Raw genomic sequence first — 26,529 nt, 5'->3', positions numbered from 1 at the left:
GTGTGTCGGTGCAGGTGATTTCACGCATTCGGATTGTCGAACAGTGAGTGATTCCACTCAGGTGGATACGTCCAAATCGGCCGAAATGTGGCGCTTTGGCCATCGTCGGAATTCCGAACGCGGTTCGAAAAACGCTCTGGGACGCTCGTTTTGATCCGAAAGCGTCATGCCGATTCGGCATAGGGTAGTCGTTTACGGCATTAGACGCCCCCCCTTCACGTGGGAATAGTTGCGCCTTTTTTCGCTGGCCTGAGCGTTCCTACGCTCGCTTGCGGTGACCTTCTACGGAGTCGCCTGTCGATACCATCAACGATCAATTGACGCTGGAAACAGCTCTGGATCGCGGTTGTCAGCCAGGTGCCCGTGTCCACTTGAAGAAAAGGTAATGACATGAAGAAGGCAAAGCTAAGCCTCGCCTGGCAGATCCTCATCGGTCTGGTATTGGGGATTGCAATCGGCGCTTTACTGAATCATTTCAGTGCAGAAAAGGCATGGTGGATCAGTAACGTCCTGCAACCTGCCGGTGACATCTTCATTCGCCTGATCAAGATGATCGTCATCCCGATCGTGATTTCGTCGCTGATCGTGGGTATCGCCGGGGTAGGCGACGCGAAAAAACTGGGCAGTATCGGCCTGAAAACCATCATCTACTTCGAGGTGGTGACCACCATCGCGATCGTCGTCGGTCTGGTGCTGGCCAACCTGTTCCATCCGGGTGCAGGTATCGACATGAGTACTCTGGGTACCGTCGATATCTCCAAGTACCAGGCGACTGCGGCTGAGGTTCAGCATGAACACGCGTTCATCGAGACCATCCTCAACCTGATTCCGTCGAACATCTTCGCAGCGCTGATGCGTGGCGAAATGCTGCCGATCATCTTCTTCTCGGTATTGTTCGGCCTGGGCCTGTCGAGCCTGCAGGCAGACATCCGCGACCCGCTGGTGAAAACCTTCCAGGGCGTATCCGAAGCCATGTTCAAGGTCACTCACATGATCATGAACTACGCGCCAATCGGTGTGTTCGCGCTGATCGCGGTGACAGTTGCCAACTTCGGTTTCGCCTCGCTGCTGCCGCTGGCCAAGCTGGTGTTGCTGGTGTACTTCGCCATCGCCTTCTTCGGCTTCATGGTGTTGGGCCTGATTGCCCGCCTGTTCGGCTTCTCGATCCTGAAGCTGATGCGCATCTTCAAGGATGAGCTGGTGCTGGCCTACTCCACCGCCAGTTCCGAGACCGTGCTGCCGCGCGTGATCGAGAAGATGGAAGCCTACGGTGCGCCAAAAGCCATCTGCAGCTTCGTGGTTCCAACCGGCTACTCGTTCAACCTTGACGGCTCGACCCTGTACCAGAGCATCGCGGCAATCTTCATTGCCCAGCTGTACGGCATCGACCTGTCGATCAGCCAGCAGTTGCTGCTGGTGCTGACCCTGATGGTTACCTCCAAAGGTATTGCCGGTGTGCCGGGCGTATCCTTCGTGGTACTGCTGGCGACCCTGGGCAGCGTGGGTATCCCGCTGGAAGGCCTGGCCTTCATCGCCGGTGTCGACCGCATCATGGACATGGCCCGTACCGCACTGAACGTGATTGGTAACGCCCTGGCGGTACTGGTTATCGCTCGCTGGGAAGGCATGTACGACGATGCCAAAGGCCAGCGCTACTGGAACTCGCTGCCGCACTGGCGCAGCAAAGAAGCTGCAACTGCCGGCAAGACTGCCAACCACTAAGGTGCAGTCCGGCTGAACGAAGAGCCCCGACCTGGTCGGGGCTTTTTCGTTTCTGCAGTCGATTGGCCGCAGCGGTGCATTGCTCGACCGCTACCGCTATCATGCGTCGCAACTGTGTGGGGGAATAACGGATGCTCAACGGCCTTTGGCTTGGTTTCTTCTTGGTCGCGGCCGTCTCCGCGCTGGCGCAATGGCTGGTGGGCGGCAACGCCGGGATTTTCGCCGCGATGGTCGAGAGCATCTTTGCCATGGCCAAGCTGTCGGTCGAGGTGATGGTCCTGCTGTTCGGCACCCTGACCCTGTGGCTGGGTTTTCTGAAGATCGCCGAAAAGGCCGGTATCGTCGACTGGCTGGCGAAAATTCTCGGCCCGCTGTTCGCCCGGCTGATGCCGGAAGTCCCGCCCGGTCACCCGGCGCTGGGCCTGATTACCCTGAACTTCGCCGCCAATGGCCTGGGCCTGGACAATGCGGCCACGCCCATTGGCCTCAAAGCCATGCGTGCGTTACAGGAGCTCAACCCCAGCTCGACGACCGCCAGTAACGCACAGATCCTGTTCCTGGTACTCAACGCCTCTTCCCTGACCCTGCTGCCGGTGACCATCTTCATGTACCGCGCACAGCAAGGCGCGATGGACCCGACGCTGGTGTTCCTGCCCATCCTGTTGGCAACCAGTGCCTCGACCCTGGTCGGCCTGCTCTCGGTGGCGGTGATGCAACGGTTGCGGCTGTGGGACCCGGTGGTGCTGGCGTACCTGATACCCGGCGCCCTGCTGCTGGGCGGCTTCATGGCCTTTCTCGGCACCTTGTCGGCTTCGGCGCTGGCCGGGCTGTCGTCGATCCTGGGCAACCTGACCCTGTTCGGCCTGATCATCCTGTTCCTGGTGATTGGCGCCTTCAAGCGCGTGAAGGTCTATGAAACCTTCGTAGAGGGCGCCAAGGAGGGCTTTGACGTCGCCAAGAGCCTGCTGCCGTATCTGGTGGCCATGCTCTGCGCGGTCGGCGTGCTGCGCGCCTCAGGGGCCCTGGAGTTGAGCCTGGACGGCATCCGTCACGTGGTGGAATGGCTGGGAATGGATACGCGCTTTGTCGAGGGCCTGCCCACCGCACTGGTCAAGCCGTTTTCAGGCAGCGCGGCACGGGCGATGCTGATCGAAACCATGCAGACTCACGGTGTCGACAGCTTCCCGGCGCTGGTGGCGGCGACCATTCAAGGCAGCACGGAAACCACTTTCTATGTGCTAGCGGTGTATTTCGGTGCTGTCGGAATCCAGCGTGCCCGCCACGCAGTGGGCTGTGCGCTGCTCGCCGAGCTGTCCGGGGTGATTGCCGCCATTTGTGTCTGCTACTGGTTCTTTGCCTGACGTTGCGCCTGGTTGGCCTGGGCATAGGTCCAGTCGACCAGTTGCGCCATCAGGCGGTCGCTGGCGACACCAAAGCCGCTGACCACTGCCGGAACCTGCTTGTCAGTCAATGGCTGACGAACTTCAAAGCGCCGGCTGGCAAGGATGCGCTGGTTGCGCCCCTCTACAAGCCGCGCGTCATAGCGGATCACCACCGCCAGGCCATCGTTGCTGTACTCGCTCTGAAAGGCCTGTAGCTCGCCTGCCAGCTCGTAATCGGCCTGCAGGTTGCTGTCGTCGGCACTCAGGCGCGGAACCCGGCCATCGCGCTGGAAGGCATCGAGCAGGCGGTTGCGCACCAGCAACGGGGTCGGATCACTCCAGCGGGCGCCCTTGTAGTTGCTGATCAGGTCACCCTGAGGCACGACGGCAATCTTCGGGTTGTCGAGGGCGTGGCTGGCCAGGGGCTTGTTCAGCCGTAACGACCAGTCGGCCACGGGGCCCTGTGTTGCCCGGCTGGTTGCAGCCGAAGGCAGGCGATAGACGTCGGAAGGCTCCGCCTTGGGCAGGATCGAGCAGGCACTGGCCAGGCTCAGCGCCACGGCCAGGGCCAGGTAACGGCAAGGACGACTCATGGCTCGAACTCCTTGTTGGTTTCACGGCCAAGCAGATAGCCGCTGGGGTTGGCTTCCAGGCGCTGGGAAATCGCCTTGAGTGCGGTCAGGGTCTGGCGCAGCTCGCGAATCGCCGGCGCCAGCTGGTTCAGGCCCTGTGCGCCGCCGCTCAGGGCCTCGCGGTTGTCGTTGAGCAAGCTGTTGAGGGTGGCCGTGCTCTGGGCCAGCGACTGCATCGCCTGTTCGGCGCTGCCGAAAGTCTGCTTGCCTTGGGTGCTGAGCAGGCCATTGGCGTTGCGCACCAGGTCGTTGGTCTGCTTGAGCATGGCGCTGGCCTGATTGCCCAGTTGCGACAGCTGCTGGATGGCAGTTCGGATGTCGTCGCGCTGCTCACTGAATACGGCGGTGGTCTGCTCCAGGTTGGTGAGGGTCTTGCTCAGGTGCGCGGCGTTGTCCTCGGAAAACAGTTCGTTGGCGTTGTGCACCAGCACGTTGATGTTGGTCAGCAGGTCGCTGCTGTTGTCGAGCAGGCGCGCGATCGGCGAAGGCGAGGCGACTATCACTGGCAGCTTGCCGCTCTTGCCCTTGAGCTCGGGGCTTTGCGGGGTGCCACCGCTGAGCTGGATGAACGAGGTGCCGGTGATACCGGTGAGGGTCAATTTGGCGCGGGTGTCTTCCTTGACCGGAGTATCGGCGCTCAGGCGTATACGTGCCAGCACCCGGCGCGGGTCTGCAGGGTCCAGGCGCAGGCTGGTGACGTCACCGACCTTGATCCCGCTGTACTGCACCGAGCTGCCTTTGGACAAACCGGAGACGGCTTCGTTGAACACCACCTCGTAGTCCTTGAAGGTGCTGTCGACGCTGGACTTGGTCAGCCACAGGCCGAACAGCATGGCGCCGACGACCACAATGACCGAGACCAGGCCGATCAGCACGTGATGTGCGCGGGTTTCCATCTCAGTTCTCCTTTGCCGCTGTGGCGGCCTGATACGCCGCGCGGCCACGCGGGCCATGAAAGTAGTCGTGAATCCAGGGGTCGTCGGTGTCTTCGACCTGGGCAATCGGGCCTGCCACCAGCACTTTCTTCTGCGAGAGCACGGCCACCCGGTCGGTGATGGTGTAGAGCGTGTCCAGGTCGTGGGTGATCAGGAACACGCTCAGCCCCAATGCGTCGCGCAGGGTCAGGATCAGTTGGTCGAACGCAGCGGCACCGATGGGGTCCAGGCCGGCGGTGGGTTCGTCGAGAAACAGGATGTCCGGGTCCAGGGCCAGGGCCCGAGCGAGCGCGGCGCGCTTGATCATGCCGCCTGACAGCGATGAGGGGTATTTATCGGCCGCGGAGATCGGCAAGCCGGCCAACGCCAGCTTGACCCCGGCCAGGTGTTCGGCGTCGGCGCGCGACAGGCCGGCATGTTCAATCAGGGGCAAGGCAACGTTTTCGGTCACCGTCAGTGACGAAAACAGCGCGCCTTTCTGAAACAGTACGCCAAAGCGCCGCTCGACCTTCGAGCGCTGCTCGTCGTTGAGAGTGACAAGGTCTTCGCCGAAGACCTTCACCTGCCCTTCGTTGGGCCTGCGCAAGCCGATGATGCTGCGCAGCAGTACCGACTTGCCGCTGCCGGAGCCACCGACCACGGCGAGAATCTCGCCGCGGTACAGGTCCAGGTCCAGTTGCTCGTGCACGCTCTGGGTGCCAAAGCGGTTGCAGATGCCGCGCGCTTCGATCACGGTCTCGCGTGTGGCGGGGGGGGTAGGGATCGTCGGGTTCACCAGCCCATCTCCATGTAGAACAGCGCGGCGATGGCATCGAGCACGATCACCACAAAGATCGACTGGACGACGCTGGAGGTGGTGTGGGCGCCAACCGATTCGGCGCTACCGCTGACTTTGAAGCCTTCCAGGCAACCAATGGCGGCAATCAGAAAGGCAAAGAACGGAGCTTTGGCCAAACCGACAAGAAAATGCTGCACGCCGATATCGCTTTGCAGCAGTGACAGGAACATCGCCGGCGAGATGCCCAGTGACAGCGCACAGACCACGGCCCCCCCGACAATGCCGCAGATCATCGCAATGAAGGTCAGCAACGGCAGGGCGATCAGCAGCGCCACCACTCGTGGCACGACCAGCAATTCGACCGGGTCCAGGCCCAGGGTACGAATGGCGTCGATTTCTTCGTTGGCCTTCATCGAGCCGATCTGTGCGGTGAAGGCACTGGCGGTGCGCCCCGCCATCAGGATGGCGGTGAGCAACACACCGAATTCACGCAGGAAGGAAAAGGCGACCAGATCGACGGTGAAGATGCTGGCCCCGAAGCTGGCCAGCACGGTCGCGCCGAGGAAGGCGACGACGGCGCCCACCAGAAAGGTCAGCAAGGCAATGATCGGCGCGGCATCCAGGCCGGTCTGCTCGATGTGCGCGACCACCGAGGTGATACGCCATCGATGAGGCTGGAACAGGCGCAGAAACAGGGTTTGCAGGATAAGGCCGACAAACCCCAGCAGTTGCAGGGTGTCTTGCCAGGCGGTATCGACAGCGCAGCCGATGCGGCTGAGCAGCTGGATGAAAAGAGGTTGTTCCGGCTGCTTCTGCGGAATGCAGTAGTCCTGCACCGAGCAGTGCACCGTTTGCAGCAGTGCGCGGCTGGCCTCTGGTAGCTGGTTACCCTTGAGCAACTGGGCCAGCCGTTCGGGGCCCAGCAGTTCGACCAACAGTGCGGCGCCTGCGGTGTCCAGTTGGCCGAGCTGCTTCAGGTCGACGTCGGTGCCCGTATCGTACTGGCCGATCAAGGCCTCATTGTCGCGCTTTAGGCTTGTGTAGTTGGCCAGCGTCCAGTCACCCACAATCCGCAGGCACGCGGGGCTGCTCGTGGTGTCCAGGGTTGCACCGGCTTGTGTAGTCATAGGCTCCATGCAGTCAGACCAACGGTTCGCAGCCCCTGAGCATAGCGTCACTCGGTCGTTGGCGCTTGACCGTCGTCAACCACACGGAAACGCAACACGCCAATGACCTGGCCATCTTCGGTCAGCACCCTCACCTGCCAACGCCCAACCGGATTGCCAGGGAAGTTCTGCTTGTGGGTCCAGGCCCGGTAGCCTTCCTTGCGCCCGCCATGAATGTCCAGGGCAATCCGGTCGACTTCTTTGCCGTTGAATTGCCAGACGTGGTAAATGCGCTCGTTCAGCCCACGCGGGGCGTTGATCGCGGTAAATGCATAGAGCCCGGCACGGATTTCACTGGCCTTCAGTTCTGTCAGGCTCTTGCCGGGTGTACGGTTTTCCACCTGGGTGCTGACCGCCACCTCGGTCATCCACAGTGTGGCTGGCGGCACCCAGGAGCGCAGCATCCAGCCACTGGCGCCGACGGCCAGGGTCACCACTACCAGCATTACCGCCCGGCGCCAGTGATTGATCGGAAAGCTGCTGGCCAGGCTTGGGAACGACAGCACCATGGCTGCTATCAGGGCCAGCTTGAAGCTTTGCGAGGTGGTCAGGTGCAGGATGATCGGCAGTGCGGTGAGCAAAGCGGCGAACAGGGTCAGGGTGTGCAGTGCGAGAAACAGCCAGCGGCGAGGGGCCAGCCATTTGTAGTACAGCGGGTCGATGATCGCGATCAGGCCGGCTGCACCGAGCAGGCCGGTAAACACCAGCTGGCCACTGTTCCAGGTGGTGGTGACGAAAAAGAACGGCAGGACGAAGAACAGGCTTTCCTGGTGGATCATCTGGGTCGCGTAGCGCAGCAACGGCTGCGGAATTTCGCGCTTGAACACCTTGGCGAACAGCTGGGTGAAGGTGTTTTCCAGCATCAGCCAGACCCAGCTGATGAGCATTACGATAGCGATCCAGCTGGCCAGGCTTTCCTGGCGGTCAACCAGGATGAAACTGGCAATACCGGAGATAAAGCCACCGAGGGCAATGACGCCGGGATAGCGCTTGATCAATTCGATCAGGCGCTGAAGGTAGAGAGGCATGAAGGTGTTCGCAGGGTCAGGTAAAAACCGCTTAAGGATACTCCGGTTTGCCTCGCCAGGCAGGCGCTGATCGCAACACGGGCCTACCCCGCCATAGCGTCAGTGACGGCGCCGCCTGCTCCAGACGAGGCCACCGGCAAGCAACACTCCAAACCCTAGCGCTACCCCGCCATACAGTTCGTCGTAACTGATCAGCGGTTGCTCGATCCGCACGTACCCGGGTTCCGCCAGCAACTGTTGCAGCGCCCGGTTGGCATCGTGGAGGCTGACGCGCCGCAGCGCGCGCACCGGGTCTGCAAAGCGGCCATCGAGGTAGTCGTTCAGCGAACCCCAGTAATAGTCCGCCAACGCTGCGTTGCCTTGGGTGCTCCAGGCCTCACGGTCAATGGTTGCCTGTTTGACCCGCGCAAAGGTGGCGGGGTCCAGGCCGTGCTTGCGCAGCTGGTCGAGCATGTCGCCCAGCACCTGCTCGGCCTCTTTGACATCGGCGCGGTCCAGGTCGGCATCAAGGCTCATCATGCCGCTGTCACCGAAACTTTCCCGTTGGCTCGAGGGGCCATAAGACAGCCCGTGCTTGAGCCGCAGCTCTTCGTACAGGGCCCAGTCCAGGTAGCGTTGCAGCAGGTCGAAGGTTTGCCCGTGATCGTTGTCGAGTACCGGCTCCAGGAACAACCAGTGCAAGCGGGCACTGTCACCCAGCCAGCCACGGACCAGCTCTCGACGAAATTCGGCTTTGCCGGTGACCCCGTCCAGTGCCCGGCGCTCGCCGGGTTCGGCCGGGGGTAGCTCGCCATAGGAGCGCTCAAGGTAGGCCGGCAACAAGCGGTCCAGGCCACCCACCACGATCAGGCTCATGTTGTTGGCGGCGTACCAGTGCTGGCGCAGGTCGTTGACCTGCTCCAGGGTCATGTCGGCCACCGATGAGCGTTCCGGGCACTTCAGGCCCAGTTCGATGGCCAGTTGATCGCTGGCACGGTGGCCGATGTCCTGGCGGTCCAGCCAGCGTTGCAGGCGGGAATAGTGACCACCGTCTTCGCGCTCGATGATTTTCTTCGACAGCGCCAGGGCCTTTTCGTCGAAGCGGGTGTCTTTGATTACCGTCAGCAGCAGGTCCAGCACTTTGCGCTGGTTGCGCGCCGGCGCCTCAATGACAAAGGTGGTATCGGCGCTACTGGTGTAGGCGTTCCATTCTCCGCCCAGCGCCTGCATGCGTTTTTCCAGCCCGCCTTCACCGCCGTCGTCGATGCCACTGAACAACAGGTGCTCCAGCAAGTGGGGCAACTCTTGCTGCTCGCAAGGAAAGTCATCGAAGCCGACGCCGACCACCAGGCGAATCGACACATGGTTGCGTTCATAGCCTGACTTGAGCAGCACCTGCAAGCCGTTGGGCAGCAGGTAGCCTTCGACCTGCGAACGGTCGAGGGCAAAGCCGGGCATCGCGCCCAGCAGCAGGCACAGGAACATCAGGCAACGCATGTCGAGCTTCCTTGCGGGAGTTCTGGGTGGCAACAGTCAGGGTGAATGGGCATCGTCCGGGACGCTGTCGAGCAACAGACCGCCCGTATCGGCGCTACCCAACACTACATAGGCACTGCTGCAAAACAAGGAGTTCAATCGTTTCATATCGGCAATCAGCTCCAGGTGCAAGGCGCTGGTTTCGATACTTTGTACCACTTTACGTTGCAACCGGCTGACATGAGCATGGGCAAGGCGCCGCTCCTGGGCGCGAAAGCGACGTTTTTCCCGCAACAGTTGCCGGGCACTTTCCGGGTCGGCACTGAGGAATACCGACAGGCCCAGGCGCAGGTTGGACAGCAATTGGCTTTGCAGCCCGGTCAGTTCCTCAAGGCCCACGTCGGAGAACTCCCGGCGTTGTGAGGTCTTTTGCTGCTGCACCTTGCGCAGCATGCGCTCGATCAGGTCGGCCGCCAGCTTGAGGTTGATCGCCAGCTCAATGATTTCTGCCCAGCGTTTACTGTCCTGCGCGCTGAGGTCTTCGCGCGGCATCTGCGCCAGGTACAGTTTGATCGCATTGTTCAAGGCTTCGACATCTTCACCCAGGCTGCGCATCTGTTGGGTCATCGCCGTTTGCTTGCCCTTCAGCACGTCCTGCATGGTGTCGAGCATGGTGTCGATCAGGTCGCCCATGCGCAGGGTTTCGCGCACCGCGTTGGCCAGGGCCAGGCTCGGGGTGCCCAGCGCTGCCGGGTCCAGATGACGGGGGCGAGCCCTGCCATTGGTTTCTGGCCGTTCAGGCAGCAGCCAGGCGCACAGGCGCGACATCGGGGTAACAGTTGGCAGCATGATCAGGCAACGCAGGCTGTTGTAGAGCAGGTGAAAGCCGATCACCAGTTCCTGGGGGCTGAAGCTCAGGCTGTCCATCCAGCTCACCAGCGGTTTGAGCACCGGAATGATCAGGATCAGACCAATAAGCTTGTACAGCAGGCTGCCCAGCGCTACCTGGCGCCCGGCCGCGTTCTGCATGCTGGTGCTGAGAAATGCCAGCAAGCCGCTACCGATGTTGGCACCGATAACCAGGCCAATGGCCACTGGAAGACTGATAAGCCCGGCGCCGGCCAGGGTCGCCGTGAGCAGCACGGCGGCGAGGCTCGAATAGGAAATCAGCGCAAACAGCGCACCGACCAGGGCATCGAGGAGAATGTCGCCGGTAAGCGAGGCGAACAGCACGCGCACACCTTGGGCGTGGGTGATCGGCGCGGCCGCCTCAACGATAAGCTGCAAAGCGAGAATGATCAGGCCCAGGCCGATGCCGACACGACCCAATTGCCCGGCGCGGGTCTGCTTGCGCGACAGAAAGAAGATCACGCCGAGGAAGATCAGCAGCGGCGACAGCCACGACAGGTCGAATGTCAGTACCCGCGCCATCAACGCCGTACCGACATCGGCGCCGAGCATGATCGCCAGGGCCGGGGTCAGCGTCATCAGGCCCTGACCGACAAACGACGTCACCAGCATGGCGGTGGCGTTGCTGCTCTGGACCAGGGCGGTCACCAGAATGCCGGCGACAAACGCCAGCGGTCGCTTGGACATGTTCTGGCTCAGCACGCGCCGCAGGTTGGAACCGTACACGCGCAGGATGCCGGTACGCACAATGTGCGTCCCCCAGATCAGCAGTGCCACAGCGGAGAGCAGATTGAGCAGGGTCAGCATTGGTCGGGCCCCCTGTTGGCGTGCCCCAGCGGGGGCAAATGGATGAAGCGGTGAGCCTGGCCTGGTGACAGGCGGTTTTTCCCAGTGCTCACTTAAGCTGTAGTCGGCCCAAGGCCTGGGCGCCAGCATGGCATAGGCAATGTGGCCTTTGAAACAAAACCGTCATGAACGCCCATGAAAAAGGGCCCCGCAGGGCCCTTTTCTGTTGCCAAACCAGGTTTATTGACCCGGAATGTCCTTGCGAAGTTTCACCGGCTCGGTTTGCTCCTGGTTTTTCTTCCGGGCCATGGCCGTGCGCATCTTGATGTTGATGGCTTCGACCGCCAGGGAGAACGCCATGGCGAAGTAGACGTAGCCCTTCGGCACGTGGACATCAAAGGCTTCGGCGATCAGCACGGTACCGACCACGATCAGGAACGACAGGGCGAGCATCTTCAGCGACGGGTGCTTGTCGATGAAGTTACTGATGGCACCGGCGCACAGCATCATCACCAGCACGGCGACAACGATGGCGGCAATCATGACCGGCACGTGGGAAACCATGCCGACGGCGGTAATCACCGAGTCCAGGGAGAACACGATGTCGATAATGGCGATCTGAATGATGGTGTAGAAGAACTTGCCACCTTTGCTGGTCGGCTCATCAGGCGATTCATCTTCGCCTTCCAGGCCGTGGTAGATCTCCTGGGAGCTTTTCCACAGCAGGAACAGGCCACCGAAGAACAGAATCAGGTCACGTCCGGAAATGCCATGTTCGAAGACCACGAACAGGTCGGTGGTCAGGCGCATGACCCAGGTAATCGACAGCAGCAGCAAAATGCGGGTAACCATGGCCAGGGCCAGGCCGAAAATCCGGGTGCGTGGCTGCATGTGCTTGGGCATGCGGCTGACCAGGATCGAGATCATGATGATGTTGTCGATGCCGAGAACGATCTCAAGTGCAGTCAGTGTGAAAAAGGCAACCCAGATCTCTGGGCTGGTCAGCCATTCCATGTGTATTCCTTCAAGCGATAAATGCAGGGCGCCCGGGCAAGGAGCGCCGCTGCGGTTAGATGAATCTGTAGCCTTATAGGCTGCTGAACAGCGGGAAAATTCCCATGAGCAGCGCGGCGAACATTATGCACAGGCAGACCAGCACTGCCCACTTCAGGGTAAAGCGCTGATGATCGCCAAACTCGATGCCAGCCAGGGCTACCAGCAGGTAAGTAGAGGGTACCAGTGGGCTGAGCAGGTGAACCGGCTGGCCGACGATCGACGCACGGGCCATTTCTACCGGCGTGATGCCGTAGTGGCTGGCGGCCTCTGCAAGCACAGGCAGAACCCCGTAGTAGAAGGCATCGTTAGACATGAAGAAGGTAAACGGCATGCTCACGATTGCGGTGATCACCGCCAGGTATGGGCCCAGCGCTTCAGGAATCACCGCCAGCAGGCTCTTGGACATGGCCTCGACCATACCGGTGCCCGAGAGGATGCCGGTGAAGATACCGGCGGCGAAAATCAGGCCGACCACGGCCAGCACGCTACCGGAGTGGGCCGCCACACGGTCTTTCTGCTGTTGCAGGCAAGGGTAGTTGGCAATCATGGCGATACTGAAGGCGACCATGAACAGCACCGGCAACGGCAGCAGGCCGAGGACCAGGGTCACCATCAGTGCTGCGGTCAGTGCGCCGTTGAACCAGATCATTTTCGGGCGACGGGCGTCAGGAAACTGCGAAACGCTGATTTCGCTGTGATCGATCTCGTCGCCTGGCAGGTGCAGTTCGCCCAGGCGGGCACGCTCGCGCTTGCCGTACATGTAGGCAATGGCAAGGATTGCTACTACGCCGGCAAGCATCGCCGGGATCATCGGTACGAAGATATCCGAAGGGTCGACATGCAGGGCGCTGGCGGCACGTGCGGTCGGGCCGCCCCAAGGGGTCATGTTCATAACGCCGCCGGCGAGGATGATCAGGCCGGCCATGATCCGCGGGCTCATGCCCAGGCGGCTGTAGAGCGGCAGCATCGCCGCCACGCAGATCATGTAGGTGGTGGCACCGTCGCCGTCCAGCGACACGATCAGGGCCAGTGCAGCTGTGCCGACCGAGACTTTCAGTGGGTCACCCTTGACCAGCTTGAGGATCTTGCGCACTGCCGGGTCGAACAACCCGGAGTCGATCATCAGGCCGAAATACAGGATGGCGAACATCAGCATCACCCCGGTGGGGGCCAGTTTGGTGATGCCTTGCAGCATCATCGGGCCGATATCGCCCGAGAAACCGCCGAACAGGGCGAACAGGATTGGTACCAGAATCAGGGCGATCAAGGCCGAAAGGCGCTTGGTCATGATCAGGTACATAAAGGTAAGGACCATGGCAAAGCCGAGGAAGGTCAGCATGGGAGTACTCCAGGCGTATCGCGTCGAAAAGGAACGAGTCGGGCGGGATCAGCGCGTGAGGCGCGGCGCAGGGAGTAATGGCGGGCGTGCAGCGAGAAGGCGGGCGTAGAAGGACATCAGTATCACCATTGTTTTTGTTAATTGGGCCGGGCGAATCGGGTGCCCTGGCTGACCGGTCTGTGCCGGTGGTGATTGCAATGCTAAGTCGGGAAGCTTTCAGCCAGCTTTCGCTGGCTCAAAGGCGACGAGAGGTGCATTGTTGAGTATCAATCAACTGCAGTTACGGGAAGCGGAGGAAACGATGCGCGAGACGTATGAAGGTGGATGCCATTGCGGCGCCCTGCGCTACCGGGTGCAAGGGCCGTTGACGGACGTCGCTCACTGTCATTGTTCGGTGTGCCGCCGGGTCAGTGGCGGGCTGCTGGTGACCTGGGCCACCCTGCCCTGTACTGACTTCCAGTGGCTCAGCGGCACGCCGCAGTGTTACGACTCGTCACCCAGCTGCGTGCGCTACTTCTGTAGCCGCTGTGGTGCCCACCTGGCATTGAGCACCGACCTGAGCCCGGAAACCATCGACATCACCGTTACCTCCCTGGATGAGCCCGAGCGCGTAACGCCGCGAAAGCACATCTGGACCAGCAACCGTCTGCCCTGGCTGCACCTGGATGAGCATCTCCCCGGTGAGGCCGAAGAGACGCTCTAGGTGCCGGGTTCAGGGCAGTTGCAAACCACCAGCAGCCTTGTGCAGGGCCCGCAGGTGTTCGCCAACCTGCTTGATGTTGGCCTCGACGGCGGCGATTTCGGCCGCCCGCTCCGGGCCGAGCAGTGCGCGTACTTCCTTGTCCAGCTCGGCGGTGAGCGTTTGCAGCTGCTTCTGCCGCAGGTTGGTTTCCTGGCGTAACAGCGCCTGTTCACTGGCCTGCGGCAACCCGTAGCCACTGGTGCCCAACAGCTCGGCCGGCCGGCTGAGAAAGCCGCTGTTGGCGAGAATCTGCTGCAGCGTGCCGTTGGCCTTGGCGACGCTGGCGTCGTTCGCTTCACGACCGGTCAGGTAGCGTTGCTTGACCTCTTCCTGTGCCAGCAGCAGTTGCTGGCGCAAACTGGCCTGCTCCAGCAGCAACAGGGCTGCGCTGGTGCGCAGGTCGGCCTTTTCGAACCATGGCTGGCGCTGCCTGGCAGATAGCTCAAGCCAGGCTTCGACCGTGTCTTGTGGCACCGGCAGTTGCTGCTTGAGCACCAGGAACATGGCCTGGTAGCGGTCACGGTAGGAATCGAAGCGATACCCCAGGCGCAGCGCCTCATGGGGATCATCAAGGACGCTGGTATCGGCCAGGCCACGCCCTTGCAGCACCTCGAGCAAGCCATTGGGCATGATGTTGTCCAGGTCTGTAAGGCGCGGGTTGGCAGTGCCGCTGCGCAGCAGCTTGAGGGTTTCCACTGCACAGTTGTTGGACAGGAAGTAGTAGTTGCCGTCATAGCTCCAGTGCATCTCGGCGGCTTGGCGTACCAGGTTTTCCAGCTCGGTGCGATCAAGCTTGAGCGGGATGGAAGCGAGGCTACGCAGCTCGGTCTTGGTGTACTCGTCGATAACCTGCGCCAGGGGCAGAACAAACAACCGTGACGGATAGGCGCCGGTCAGGCCGCCCCAGCTCGACAGCTGCACATCGTTGACGAAGGCCCGATACGACAACACCAGGTGCTGGTCGAGATCGAGTCGGCAGTCAGGCCCGCGTGGCCGCCCCGGGGCGCAGATCACCAGGCGCAGCATGCTGTGCCCCCAGCGGCTCACCAGGTTCTGGTTCGCTTCGGCCAGCAGATAGTCCACGGAGTAGACCCGTTCAGGGTCGATCTCTCCCAATGGGGCTTTCTCGAAGTCGTTGCCGGCATTGAGAAAAGGCAGCTGCTGCGGGCAGGCCGGGTGCTCCGGAGCCCAGTCGAAATGCGCTTTCAGGTAGCTGTGCAGCGCTGGCCGCCGGCAGGCGAAGCCAGGGTCAAGAAGGAAGTACTCCATGTTGACCGCAATGAATTCCTTGGGGCTGCTCAGCTCATAGCTGTCAGGACTGCGCGCGACTTGACGGTTGTACTGCTCGCGCTCCCCTCGCCTGCCCACATATTGCGGCCACCCGGCCAGGTCGAGCAGGCGCGGGTCATCGCTGAGGGTGAAGCGTCGTTCGGTTTGCCCGCGGCATGGCTCGGGCAGGCCAACCTTGCCCAGGCTGTTCAACTGCTGCGTGCAGCGACTGATCAACTGGCGTTCGGCGCCCTGCCACAGGCGGGCGCGATCATAGATATGGGTCAGTTCGTGCAGCACCGTAGCCAACAGCTCCTGGCGCACGGTGCCGTGGGGCCGCCCCGTCTTGCGGGTGGCAGCACTGCCATCGACAAGGCCAGGCAGAAGCCGGCTATTGAGCGTCAGGGTTGATACCAGCGAGGCCTGTCCATAGGCATCTTCCGGCATGTTTGCGCTCCAGCTGACCTGGACGCGACGGTCCAGGCGCGCCTTGAAGCTGGGCGGCAGTGCCTGCATGGCTTCATCCAGCAATGCCTGGCTGGCACGTTGCTGCGCGGGCCCAAGCCCGTCGGTTTGCAACTGCAGCTGCAAATCGGCCAGCGCCGGGCCTGCCAGTAGTGTCAGCAGGCCACCGAATAGCCAGGCGCGCAGGTTTCTCACAGAGCGAGAATGGCTTCAGCCAGGTCTTGATCGCTGGCCAGGCGCGCTTCGGGCACACGCTGACGCAACGTATCGAAGGCGGCTTCCAGTTGTGCTCCACGGATTTCACCGCGGCTGGCAACGTAGCTGGCGGCATCGTCACGGGCCTCACGCACGACCTTGGAATCACGGATCGAGGTGGTGGTATCGGACGTGAAGTCGATTGAACGGCCGAACGCGCGCACGATGATGTTGCTGGTGGCCACCAGGGTTTGTGCCTGGGCCACATCGGCCAGCAACAGAAAGCCAAGAGTGGCGGCAATCAGCGGGTTACGCATGGAACATCTCCGGAAAAACATGGGTAATCATTGGACGAGAATTGCCTGCGCCAGTTCAAGGTCGCCGGCATGAAGTTTGGGGTAGGCCTGGCGTAACTGATTCAAGGCTGCCTGCAGTCGAACACCGCGCACCGTGCCGTCGCTCGCGACAAACATGGCCGCGTCATCCTGGGCATGCAGTATCAATTTGCGATCGAAGGGCGCCGAGGTCACCTTGCTGGTGACATAGCCGCTGACGACCAGGGTGTTGGTAGTCAGGTCAAACGCCTGGGCGGTACTGCTCCAGCAGCATACAAGCAACAGCAATGACAGATAGCGCATGGGTCTCGCAAGGCCGGTGAAACTGGCCGCAAAGGCTATCCCAATGCGCCGGCAAGGACCAGCACAGGGTGCCCGGCTTCATTGCATGTTGTTACATGCTTGAAGCCGGTGACAGACGACCTCAGAGCGCCAGGATAGCCTGGGCCAGTTGGGCGTCGCTGGCCTGCAGGGTTGGGGCCTGCTGGCGGATGTGGGCGAATGCGCTTTCGAGTTTTACGCCGCGGATATTACCTTGGCTGGCAACAAAGCTGGCCGCGTCGTCACGGGCGGCGCGCACGACCTTGTCGTCCTTGAAGGACGAGGTCACATCGGACGTGGCGTCGGTGGAAGCGGCAACACCGCGTACCACGGTGTCAGTTGTTACGACGAAACTGGTTGCATTGGCAGTGGAAGCCACGGCCAGCACCAGCGCGGCGCCAAACAAGCGTGAACGGAACATGGTCGATCTCCTGATTAAGCGGGTTCGTTTGTGTCAGACGCACGCTCAGCTGGTTGCGCTACTTTTCACCAAGCTGGGTGCCTTAAGGTTATCACGCCAATTGTGCCTGCGAGCTTCGACAGTGTCGCAGGCAAAAGTATCAACTGTACTTATAAAAAATAACTCTTTTACAACTGTACCTGTGATGTTGGCGGCCGCTCTATTACGCGGCTCCAGAACGACAAAACCCGTCAGCAGTCACCTGCGACGGGTTTTGGGAATTCAAGGTGTCGGCATCGGCCGACCAGCCTTGCATCAACGCCAGAACGGTTTGCTCAGTTCTTCGTAACGCTGTGCTTCGCTGATACCTGCATCGGCCAGCAGGCGAGAATCCAGGCGAGCCAGCTGGTGGCGGCTGGCGATGCGGCGTTGCCACAGCATCAGGTTGGCCAGCAGGCGCAGCGGCAGTGCAGCCTTGGATTGTTGGGCGGTGTTTTCGAAAACCAGATCGGAACTGAGGGTACGTTCCATGATGTCATCCTTCCGCTTGTGGCGGCATTAGGTAGTGATTTAACTGATGCCAATGATCCTCCTCTGTCGTCCAGAACAGTAGATACAGTTCACTTACATTGTGATGGGCCAGTTAACTGTTTTAGAGCACTGTTGCACTCAAAATAGACGCAACTGTACTGGTGCGCACTTATGTGGTGCGTTTTTGAATGAGAGGGAGGTTGGGGGTCGGAGAATTGAGGCTAAAACACCGGTACAGTAGAACAGTTTTTGACTGATGATTGGTGGCAACTGTTTTCAGCCGGTGAGCATTGCACCCAACCGGCTGAAACAGTGAGGCTTAGCTGGCCAGCATGCGCCCGGTTTCTTCCAGGTTTTCATGCCATGCCAGCGCTTCGCGCAGGATGTGCGGGGTATGACCACCACGCTCGCAGGCGCGGGTGAAGTAGTCGTTGAGCGCTTCGCGATAATCCGGATGCACGCAGTTGTCGATGATCACCCGGGCACGTTCGCGAGGTGCCAGGCCACGCAGGTCGGCCAGGCCTTGTTCAGTGACGAGGATATCGACGTCATGCTCGGTGTGGTCGACATGGCTGACCATTGGCACCACGCTGGAAATCGCACCGCCCTTGGCGATGGACTTGGTGACGAAGATGGCCAGGTGCGCGTTGCGGGCAAAGTCACCGGAGCCCCCGATACCGTTCATCATCCGCGTGCCGCAGACGTGCGTGGAGTTGACGTTGCCATACAGGTCGAACTCAAGGGCGGTGTTGATGCCGATGATACCCAGGCGACGGACCACTTCCGGATGGTTGGAGATTTCCTGTGGGCGCAGGACCAGTTTGTCCTTGTAGCGCTCCAGGTTGCCGAACACGTCGGCGTTGCGACGGGTCGACAGGGTAATCGAACTGCCCGAGGCAAAGCTCAGCTTGCCGGCGTCGATCAGGTCAAACGTCGAGTCCTGGAGTACTTCGGAGTACATGGTCAGGTCTTCGAATGGCGAGTCGATCAGGCCGCACATCACCGCGTTGGCAATGCTGCCGATACCGGCTTGCAGCGGGCCGAGCTTGTTGGTCATGCGGCCGGCGTCGACTTCTTGCTTCAAGAAGTTGATCAGGTGATTGGCGATGCCCTGGGTTTCATCATCCGGTGGCAGCACGGTAGATGGCGAATCCGGTTGCTCGGTGATGACGATACCGACGATCTTGGCCGGGTCGATCGGGATTGCAGTGCTGCCGATGCGGTCATCGACCTTTACCAGCGGGATCGGCGTGCGGGTTGGCCGGTAGGTCGGGATGTAGATGTCGTGCAGGCCTTCCAGGTTGGCGTTGTGGGCCATGTTGATCTCGACGATCACCTGTTTGGCGAAAATGGCGAAGCTGGCCGAGTTACCTACCGAGGTAGTCGGCACGATGTGGCCTTGCTCGGTGATGGCGACGGCTTCAATGACAGCGATGTCTGGCAGTTTCAGTTGCTGGTTGCGCAACTGTTCCACGGTTTCCGACAGGTGCTGGTCGATGAACATGACCTTGCCATCGTTGATGGCCTTGCGCAGGGTGCTGTCGACCTGGAAAGGCATGCGGCGTGCCAGTACACCGGCTTCGGTCAGTTGTTTGTCCAGGTCGTTACCCAGGCTGGCACCGGTCATCAGGCTGATTTGCAGCGGCGATTGCTTGGCGCGTTCGGCCAGTGCATGCGGCACGGCCTTGGCTTCGCCGGCGCGGGTAAAGCCGCTCATGCCGACGGTCATGCCGTCCTCGATCAGGCCAGCGGCATCAGCCGCACTCATTACCTTGCTGTGCAGGGAGGACAAGCGGATACGATCACGGTACATGGATTGTTATCTCAGGCTACTAAAGCTAGATGCGCAGTCTAGTGATTTAGCAGCCCGGCGTCCCGCGACCAAGGTCGAATGCGAAGCCATGAAACAGAGCCTTCTGTCGGCGGGGCGGGCATTAAAAAGCCCCAGCCGGTACCGCGCTGGGGCTAATTGTCACAGCCTGGAAAAGACTTAGTCGACAGCTTTGACCATGTCTTCAATGACCTTCTTGGCGTCGCCGAAGACCATCATGGTTTTGTCCAGGTAGAACAGTTCGTTATCAAGGCCGGCATAACCACTGGCCATCGACCGCTTGTTGACAATGATGGTCTTGGCTTTGAAGGCCTCGAGGATCGGCATGCCGGCGATAGGCGACTTCGGATCGTTCTTGGCGGCCGGGTTGACCACGTCGTTGGCACCGAGCACCAGCACCACGTCGGCCTGGCCGAACTCGGAGTTGATGTCTTCCATCTCGAACACCTGGTCGTACGGCACTTCGGCTTCCGCCAGCAGTACGTTCATGTGCCCTGGCATACGGCCTGCCACCGGGTGGATCGCATACTTCACGGTCACACCATTGTGGGTCAGCTTTTCGGTCAGTTCCTTGAGCGCGTGCTGGGCACGGGCCACCGCCAGGCCATAGCCGGGAACGATGATCACGGTGTCGGCATTGCTCAGCAGGAAGGTGGCGTCGTCGGCCGAACCGGACTTCACCGGGCGGGCTTCTTGCGCACCGGCTGGGCCGCCAGCATCGGTGGCGCCACCGAAGCCGCCGAGGATCACGTTGAAGAACGAGCGGTTCATCGCCTTGCACATGATGTACGAGAGGATCGCACCGGACGAACCGACCAGTGAGCCGGCAATGATCAGCATCGAGTTGTTCAGCGAGAAGCCGATACCCGCTGCCGCCCAACCCGAGTAGCTGTTGAGCATCGACACCACTACCGGCATGTCGGCACCACCAATCGGGATGATGATCAGCACGCCCATGACGAACGCCAGGATCAGCATCAGTGCAAAGGCGCTGTAGCTACCGGTGAAGGTGAATACCAGGCCCAGGCCGATGGTTGCCAGGCCCAGCACCAGGTTCAACTGATGCTGGCCGCTGAACTGCACAGGCGCGCCCTGGAACAGGCGGAACTTGTACTTGCCCGAGAGCTTGCCAAAAGCAATGACCGAACCGGAAAAGGTGATTGCACCAATCGCAGCACCGAGGAACAGTTCCAGGCGGTTACCCGTCGGGATCGGGTCGCTGATGCTGGAGACGATACCCAGCGACTGCGGCTCGATGACGGCAGCAATGGCGATGAACACCGCCGCCAGGCCGATCATGCTGTGCATGAACGCCACCAGCTCTGGCATCTTGGTCATTTCAACGCGCTTGGCCATGATCGAACCGGCGGTGCCGCCGATCAGCAGGCCGACGATCACGTAGCCGATACCGGCAGTGGCCAGTTCCGCACCGAGCTTGTAGATCAGGCCGATGGTGGTGATGACCGCCAGCGCCATACCCAGCATGCCGAAGAAGTTGCCGCGGCGTGAGGTGGTCGGGTGCGACAGGCCCTTGAGCGCCTGGATAAAGCATATCGAGGCGACAAGGTAGAGAAGTGTTACCAGGTTCATGCTCATGTTTACTGCTTCCCCTCAGCCTTTGCGGCTTTCTTCTTGAACATCTCCAGCATGCGCCGGGTGACCAGAAAACCACCGAATACGTTGACCGCTGCCAGGGCCACCGCGAGGGTACCCATGATCTTGCCCAGCGGGGTCACGGTCAGCGCGGCAGCCAGCATGGCGCCGACGATGACGATGGCGGAAATGGCGTTGGTAACCGCCATCAGGGGGGTATGCAGTGCAGGGGTGACGTTCCATACCACGTGATAACCGACATAGATCGCCAGCACGAAGATGATCAGGTTATAGACGCCGTGAGAGATCAGCATGTCTTCCATTGTCTGGCTCCTTATCCGTTCTTGCGGATGATCTGGCCGTCGCGGCACATCAGGCACGCGGCGACGATATCGTCTTCGAGGTTGATCACCAGCTGACTGTCTTTGTCGAACAGCAGCTTCATGAAGTCGAGCAGGTTGCGCGCATACAGTGCCGAAGCATCCGCGCCGACCTGCGCCGGCAGGTTGGTCGGGCCGACGATGGTGACGCCATTCTCGATCACTACCTGGTCGGCAACGGTCAGCGGGCAGTTGCCACCTTGGGCAGCGGCAAGGTCAATGACCACCGAGCCTGGTTTCATCTGCGCAACGGTTTCGGCGCTGAGCAGCGTCGGTGCCTTGCGGCCGGGGATCAGTGCAGTGGTGATGACGATGTCGGCCTGTTTCGCGCGTTCGTGCACCGCCTGAGCCTGGCGCTGCATCCAGCTGGCCGGCATCGGACGGGCATAACCGCCGACCCCTACCGCGCACTCGCGCTCTTCTTCTGTCTCGTACGGCACATCGATGAACTTGGCGCCCAGCGACTCGATCTGTTCCTTCACCGCCGGACGGACGTCCGAGGCTTCAATGACGGCGCCCAGGCGCTTGGCCGTGGCGATCGCCTGAAGCCCGGCCACCCCGGCGCCGAGAATCAGCACGCGAGCGGCTTTCACGGTACCGGCGGCGGTCATCAGCATCGGCATGAAGCGCGGATAGTGATGCGCTGCCAGCAGCACCGCCTTGTAACCGGCAATGTTGGCTTGCGACGACAGGACATCGAGACTCTGCGCCCGTGAGGTGCGTGGAGCAGCCTCAAGCGCGAAAGCGGTAATGCCGCGTTCGGCCATCTTGGCGATGATGTCGTTATTGAACGGATTGAGCATGCCCACCAGTACGGTGCCGCTCTTGATCTGGGTCAGTTCGCTATCGTCAGGTGCCACAACTTTAAGAACAAGTTGCGCACCAAACGCATCGGCAGCGCTGCCAATAGTGGCGCCTGCTGCTTCATAGGCACTGTCCGGGACGCTGGCGTTAATGCCGGCGCCGCTCTGAACGGTGACCTGATGCCCTTGGCCAATCAATTTCTTGATGGTTTCGGGGGTTGCAGCAACCCGTGTTTCGCCCGTCTGCGTTTCGAGAGGAACACCAATGTGCACGTCAAATCTCCTGCGTGATCTTTTTTTGGAAAACCAGCGCACTACGGATGGTGCGTCTGGGGCGGCCGATCAGCACGATCCCGCCGAATTCAGGCGGGGCGCGGCATTTTGCAGGTGATTCTCGAATCGCTTCAACCAGTTTTGAAGGGTGACGCTAAGTAAACTACAAGTCACCCTGTGACCGAATGTCGCAAGAATAGGCTGCGGGCCCGTCAACGACGGGCTTTAGGGAGATTACGATGATTTTTTAAAAAAATCCGTCGAATTCTCTGGGTGCCCGAAACAAAACGCGATTTATGCGGTGAAACCCGCATGGCCAGAAGGGTTAAGGGCTGTTTGAGGGGGTGTTATAACAGTTTTATCAATTGCGACATTTCCGTACATCTGTAGGGTTACATTTTATTTGACTACGGAGTCAAGTTATAGCTGTCATCCTTGTGTGCTGCGGCGTAGCGGTGAGCTTCGGTCACCAGCCAATCGCGAAAAGCGCGCAGCGAAGCGGATTCAACCTTGCGCTCCGGGATCATCAGGTAATACGCCTTGATGCTCGACAGCGCGTGCCGGTTGGCCACCACCAGGCGCCCTTCAGCCAATTCACGCTGAATAAGGAAGGGTGGAATCAGTGCCACGCCCATCTCGTGCATGGCTGCCTGGGCCAGCATCGAGAATAGCTCATAGCGTGGCCCCGTCATGTCGCGTGCAACAGTCATTTCCAGGCTGTTGAACCATTGGCGCCAGGCATAGGGACGGGTGGTCTGCTGCAGCAACGGCAGCTGCGCGATCTGTTGGGCATCAAGGCGCCCTGCTCCCCCCAGCAACGCCGGGCTGCACACCGGGACGGGGTTCTCGCCCATCAGCCGGTGGGAGTGGGTGCCGGGCCAGTCGGCGTCACCGAAATAAATGGCCGCATCGAAGCTGGTGTCGGCGAACAGAAACGGCCGGGTGCGGTTGGTCAGGTTGACGGTCACTTCCGGGTGGCGTTGCTGAAAGTCCTTGAGCCTGGGCAGCAGCCATTGCGTGCCGAAGGTCGGCACCACGGCCAGCTCGATGACGTTGGCGCCCTGCTGACCCATCACCGACAAGGTATCGCGCTCCACCGCATCGAGTTGCGTGGCCACCCGACGGCTGTACGAAAGCCCCGCTTCGGTCAGCTTTACGCCCCTTCGTGAGCGGCGAAACAGCTCGACGTTGAGAAACTCCTCCAGCCCGGCGATTTGCCGACACACGGCGCCTTGCGTCAGCGACAGTTCCTGAGAAGCCTTGGTAAAGCTCTCGTGGCGGGCGGCGGCCTCAAAGCAGACGAGTGCCGTTGTGCTGGGGATTTTCCGACGCATGTACGCCAACCTCACTAATAGGGCCTGAAGATGGCCTTTGCAGTCATTACGAAGTGAGAAATTATCACAAGACCATGCGTATTCCTCGTTTGTCTCGTGCACTGAACAGGCCTAGGATCAATGGCACAGCAACTCTGCTCCCATCATTCGAGGATTCACTCATGGCCGGTAAAGCAAGCTTCAACTGGATCGACCCGCTGTTGCTCGACCAACAGCTCACTGAAGAAGAGCGCATGGTGCGTGACAGCGCTTATCAGTTCGCCCAGGACAAGCTGGCCCCGCGCGTGCTGGAGGCCTTCCGTCATGAGCAGACCGACCCGGCGATTTTCCGCGAGATGGGTGAAGTGGGCCTGCTTGGCGCCACCATTCCTGAGCAATACGGCGGCAGCGGCCTGAACTACGTGTGCTACGGCCTGATCGCCCGTGAAGTCGAGCGTGTCGACTCCGGCTACCGTTCGATGATGAGCGTGCAGTCCTCGCTGGTGATGGTGCCTATCAACGAATTCGGCAACGAAGCCACCAAGCAGAAGTACCTGCCCAAGCTGGCCAGCGGCGAGTGGATCGGTTGCTTTGGCCTGACCGAGCCCGACCACGGTTCCGACCCGGGATCGATGATCACCCGTGCCAAGAAGGTCGAAGGTGGCTACCGCCTGACCGGCAACAAGATGTGGATCACCAACAGCCCGATCGCCGATGTGTTTGTGGTCTGGGCCAAGGATGATGCCGGCGATATCCGCGGGTTCGTGCTGGAAAAAGGCTGGCAGGGTCTGAGCGCCCCGGCTATTCACGGCAAGGTTGGCCTGCGCGCCTCGATTACCGGTGAAATCGTCATGGACAACGTGTTCGTGCCGGAAGAAAACATGTTCCCTGAAGTGCGTGGCCTGAAAGGTCCGTTCACGTGCCTGAACTCTGCTCGCTACGGTATTTCCTGGGGTGCCCTGGGCGCTGCGGAAGCTTGCTGGCACACTGCCCGCCAGTACACCCTGGACCGTAAGCAGTTCGGTCGTCCTCTGGCAGCCAACCAACTGATCCAGAAGAAGCTGGCCGACATGCAGACCGAGATCACCCTCGCCCTGCAAGGCTGCCTGCGCCTTGGTCGGATGAAGGATGAAGGCACCGCCGCCGTCGAAATCACCTCGATCATGAAGCGCAACTCGTGCGGCAAGGCGCTGGACATCGCCCGTATGGCGCGCGACATGCTCGGTGGTAACGGCATCTCCGACGAGTTTGGCGTCGCCCGTCACCTGGTCAACCTGGAAGTGGTCAACACCTACGAAGGTACCCATGACGTCCATGCCCTGATCCTCGGGCGTGCACAGACCGGCATCCAGTCCTTCTACTAATAAGGAGCCAGCCCATGGGCGCGCTATCTCATCTGCGGGTGCTGGACCTGTCGCGTGTATTGGCCGGGCCGTGGTCCGGTCAGATCCTCGCTGACCTCGGAGCCGAAGTGATCAAGGTCGAGCGCCCGGGAACCGGTGATGACACGCGTGCCTGGGGGCCACCCTTCCTCAAGGACGCCTACGGCGAGAACACCAGTGAAGCCGCTTACTACCTGTCGGCCAATCGCAACAAGCGTTCGGTGACCATCGACTTCACCCAGCCCGAAGGGCAACGCCTGGTGCGGGAGCTGGCGGCGAAGTCCGATGTGGTTATCGAGAACTTCAAGGTGGGTGGCCTGGCAGCTTACGGCCTGGACTACGAAAGCCTGAAGGCGCTCAATCCGCGACTGGTCTACTGCTCGATCACTGGCTTCGGCCAGACGGGGCCGTACGCCAAGCGTGCCGGCTATGACTTCATGATCCAGGGGCTGGGCGGGCTGATGAGCCTGACCGGGCGCCCTGAGGGTGAAGACGGTGCCGGCCCGGTAAAGGTGGGTGTGGCGCTGACAGACATTCTCACTGGTCTGTACTCGACCGTGGCGATCCTGGCCGCCCTCGCCCACCGTGACCATGGCGGTGGTGGTCAGCATATTGATATGGCATTGCTCGACGTGCAGGTGGCATGCCTGGCCAACCAGGCCATGAACTACCTGACCACGGGTACGCCGCCAAGGCGCCTGGGTAATGCGCATCCCAACATTGTGCCGTACCAGGATTTCCCTACGGCTGACGGTGACTTCATCCTTACCGTGGGTAATGACGGGCAGTTCCGCAAGTTCGCTGAAGTGGCCGGGCAACCGCAGTGGGCAGATGATCCGCGCTTCGCTACCAATAAGCAGCGGGTCGCCAACCGTGCGGAGCTGATTCCGCTGATTCGCCAGGCTACTGTGTTCAAGACTACTGCAGAGTGGGTGGCGCAGCTGGAGACGGCAGGTGTGCCCTGTGGGCCGATCAACGATCTGGCGCAGATGTTTGCCGACCCTCAGGTCAAGGCGCGCGGGCTGGCCATCGAGATTCCGCATCCGCTGGCCGGGCACGTGCCACAGGTGGCGAGCCCTATCCGGCTTTCCGAGACGCCTGTGGAGTACCGCAATGCACCACCGCTGCTGGGTGAGCATACCCAGCAGGTACTGGGCGAGGTGCTTGGCCTGACGTCGGCAGAGATTGAGCGGCTGCAACTGTCCAAGGTGGTTTGAAGCAACAAGCTATAAGCGGGCGCGGAGCGCCCGCTTTGCTTATATATAGCCAAAACACCCCGTCTGAAACAAATTTGAAATAAGTCCTTGACGCCCCTGTGGATCTGTCTATAATTCGCCCCACTTCCGGCGCAGTCGGAACGGAAAACTCCTTGAGATTCAACGAGTTAGATGTTCCAGGTAGTACCGGAGGGGCTTCGATCGAAAGATCGGCAGCGGTGAAAAAGGTGGTTGACAGCGGATTGAAACGCTGTAGAATTCGCCTCCCGCTGACGAGAGATCGCAGCGAGT

Annotated in this window: 24 protein-coding genes; 5 read left to right on the top strand and 19 right to left on the bottom strand. The window is 60.8% G+C overall.

The features are described from left to right. The first annotated feature begins 390 nt into the window (after positions 1-390). A complete protein-coding gene (gltP, locus tag I5S59_RS02350) occupies positions 391-1,722 on the top strand; it encodes a glutamate/aspartate:proton symporter GltP (protein ID WP_197875234.1) in 1,332 nt (443 codons plus the stop codon). A gap of 131 nt (positions 1,723-1,853) precedes the next feature. Continuing rightward, entirely contained in the window at positions 1,854-3,083 is a 1,230-nt protein-coding gene (locus tag I5S59_RS02345) for a nucleoside recognition domain-containing protein (protein ID WP_197875233.1), read from the top strand. On the opposite strand, the gene I5S59_RS02340 is transcribed toward I5S59_RS02345, so the two are convergent. From I5S59_RS02340 to I5S59_RS02300, 9 genes are all read right to left on the bottom strand, one after another. After that, on the bottom strand, positions 3,065-3,697 hold the full coding sequence (locus I5S59_RS02340) for an ABC-type transport auxiliary lipoprotein family protein (protein WP_197875232.1): 633 nt from the start codon (positions 3,695-3,697) through the stop codon (positions 3,065-3,067). The two genes, I5S59_RS02345 and I5S59_RS02340, sit on opposite strands and share 19 nt — an antisense overlap. Continuing rightward, on the bottom strand, positions 3,694-4,632 hold the full coding sequence (locus I5S59_RS02335; RefSeq protein ID WP_197875231.1) for an MlaD family protein: 939 nt from the start codon (positions 4,630-4,632) through the stop codon (positions 3,694-3,696). The genes I5S59_RS02340 and I5S59_RS02335 overlap by 4 nt, the downstream gene beginning before the upstream one ends. Position 4,633: 1 nt before the next feature. Continuing rightward, positions 4,634-5,404, bottom strand: a complete 771-nt coding sequence (locus tag I5S59_RS02330; protein WP_420066433.1) for an ABC transporter ATP-binding protein — start codon at positions 5,402-5,404, stop codon at positions 4,634-4,636. 38 nt (positions 5,405-5,442) lie between these two features. Beyond that, positions 5,443-6,585, bottom strand: coding sequence for an ABC transporter permease (locus I5S59_RS02325; RefSeq protein WP_197875230.1), 1,143 nt, complete (start codon positions 6,583-6,585; stop codon positions 5,443-5,445). A 38-nt stretch (positions 6,586-6,623) separates the two neighbouring features. Continuing rightward, entirely contained in the window at positions 6,624-7,643 is a 1,020-nt protein-coding gene (locus I5S59_RS02320) for a DUF5924 family protein (protein WP_197875229.1), read from the bottom strand. A gap of 99 nt (positions 7,644-7,742) precedes the next feature. Further along, positions 7,743-9,119: a M16 family metallopeptidase gene (locus I5S59_RS02315; RefSeq protein ID WP_197875228.1), complete on the bottom strand. Its 1,377-nt coding sequence runs from the start codon at positions 9,117-9,119 to the stop codon at positions 7,743-7,745. A gap of 36 nt (positions 9,120-9,155) precedes the next feature. Beyond that, complete coding sequence (locus I5S59_RS02310) at positions 9,156-10,814, bottom strand: Na/Pi cotransporter family protein (protein ID WP_197875227.1); 1,659 nt, start codon at positions 10,812-10,814, stop codon at positions 9,156-9,158. 219 nt (positions 10,815-11,033) lie between these two features. Then, a complete protein-coding gene (locus I5S59_RS02305) occupies positions 11,034-11,807 on the bottom strand; it encodes a TerC family protein (RefSeq protein WP_197875226.1) in 774 nt (257 codons plus the stop codon). A gap of 73 nt (positions 11,808-11,880) precedes the next feature. Continuing rightward, positions 11,881-13,188 carry a CitMHS family transporter gene (locus tag I5S59_RS02300; protein ID WP_197875225.1) on the bottom strand — a complete coding sequence of 436 codons (1,308 nt, stop codon included), beginning with the start codon at positions 13,186-13,188 and terminating at the stop codon, positions 11,881-11,883. Between the two features lie 301 nt (positions 13,189-13,489). Between I5S59_RS02300 and I5S59_RS02295 the strand changes: the two genes are divergently transcribed. After that, positions 13,490-13,891, top strand: a complete 402-nt coding sequence (locus I5S59_RS02295; protein ID WP_197875224.1) for a GFA family protein — start codon at positions 13,490-13,492, stop codon at positions 13,889-13,891. Between the two features lie 9 nt (positions 13,892-13,900). On the opposite strand, the gene I5S59_RS02290 is transcribed toward I5S59_RS02295, so the two are convergent. From I5S59_RS02290 to I5S59_RS02245, 10 genes are all read right to left on the bottom strand, one after another. Then, positions 13,901-15,859 carry a DUF4105 domain-containing protein gene (locus I5S59_RS02290; RefSeq protein WP_197875223.1) on the bottom strand — a complete coding sequence of 653 codons (1,959 nt, stop codon included), beginning with the start codon at positions 15,857-15,859 and terminating at the stop codon, positions 13,901-13,903. Continuing rightward, on the bottom strand, positions 15,856-16,176 hold the full coding sequence (locus tag I5S59_RS02285) for a DUF2388 domain-containing protein (protein WP_197875222.1): 321 nt from the start codon (positions 16,174-16,176) through the stop codon (positions 15,856-15,858). The genes I5S59_RS02290 and I5S59_RS02285 overlap by 4 nt, the downstream gene beginning before the upstream one ends. Positions 16,177-16,203: 27 nt before the next feature. Beyond that, positions 16,204-16,497 (bottom strand): DUF2388 domain-containing protein, encoded by a 294-nt coding sequence (locus I5S59_RS02280; protein ID WP_197875221.1) that lies wholly within the window; start codon positions 16,495-16,497, stop codon positions 16,204-16,206. A gap of 121 nt (positions 16,498-16,618) precedes the next feature. Continuing rightward, positions 16,619-16,936: a DUF2388 domain-containing protein gene (locus I5S59_RS02275; RefSeq protein WP_197875220.1), complete on the bottom strand. Its 318-nt coding sequence runs from the start codon at positions 16,934-16,936 to the stop codon at positions 16,619-16,621. 294 nt (positions 16,937-17,230) lie between these two features. Continuing rightward, a complete protein-coding gene (locus I5S59_RS02270) occupies positions 17,231-17,446 on the bottom strand; it encodes a DUF1127 domain-containing protein (protein WP_128322120.1) in 216 nt (71 codons plus the stop codon). 319 nt (positions 17,447-17,765) lie between these two features. Continuing rightward, on the bottom strand, positions 17,766-19,259 hold the full coding sequence (locus I5S59_RS02265; RefSeq protein WP_197875219.1) for an acetyl-CoA hydrolase/transferase family protein: 1,494 nt from the start codon (positions 19,257-19,259) through the stop codon (positions 17,766-17,768). Between the two features lie 177 nt (positions 19,260-19,436). After that, positions 19,437-20,873, bottom strand: a complete 1,437-nt coding sequence (locus tag I5S59_RS02260) for an NAD(P)(+) transhydrogenase (Re/Si-specific) subunit beta (RefSeq protein WP_128322122.1) — start codon at positions 20,871-20,873, stop codon at positions 19,437-19,439. A gap of 2 nt (positions 20,874-20,875) precedes the next feature. Beyond that, the gene (locus tag I5S59_RS02255) at positions 20,876-21,193 is read right to left on the bottom strand and encodes an NAD(P) transhydrogenase subunit alpha (protein WP_107024308.1); all 318 of its coding nucleotides are present in this window, start codon (positions 21,191-21,193) and stop codon (positions 20,876-20,878) included. An 11-nt stretch (positions 21,194-21,204) separates the two neighbouring features. After that, positions 21,205-22,326 carry a Re/Si-specific NAD(P)(+) transhydrogenase subunit alpha gene (locus I5S59_RS02250; protein ID WP_128322123.1) on the bottom strand — a complete coding sequence of 374 codons (1,122 nt, stop codon included), beginning with the start codon at positions 22,324-22,326 and terminating at the stop codon, positions 21,205-21,207. A gap of 407 nt (positions 22,327-22,733) precedes the next feature. Next, positions 22,734-23,660: a LysR family transcriptional regulator gene (locus I5S59_RS02245; RefSeq protein WP_197875218.1), complete on the bottom strand. Its 927-nt coding sequence runs from the start codon at positions 23,658-23,660 to the stop codon at positions 22,734-22,736. Between the two features lie 161 nt (positions 23,661-23,821). On the opposite strand from I5S59_RS02245, the gene I5S59_RS02240 reads away from it, so the two are divergent. Then, the gene (locus I5S59_RS02240; RefSeq protein WP_128322125.1) at positions 23,822-25,003 is read left to right on the top strand and encodes an acyl-CoA dehydrogenase; all 1,182 of its coding nucleotides are present in this window, start codon (positions 23,822-23,824) and stop codon (positions 25,001-25,003) included. Between the two features lie 14 nt (positions 25,004-25,017). Continuing rightward, entirely contained in the window at positions 25,018-26,238 is a 1,221-nt protein-coding gene (locus I5S59_RS02235; protein ID WP_197875217.1) for a CaiB/BaiF CoA transferase family protein, read from the top strand. Positions 26,239-26,529 lie beyond the last annotated feature (291 nt).

This window comes from Pseudomonas alkylphenolica (assembly GCF_016009175.1).
Taxonomy (GTDB): Bacteria; Pseudomonadota; Gammaproteobacteria; order Pseudomonadales; family Pseudomonadaceae; genus Aquipseudomonas; species Aquipseudomonas alkylphenolica_B.
The sequence above is the reverse complement of the archived record's forward strand: the minus strand, read 5'-3'. Positions and strand labels throughout refer to the sequence as shown.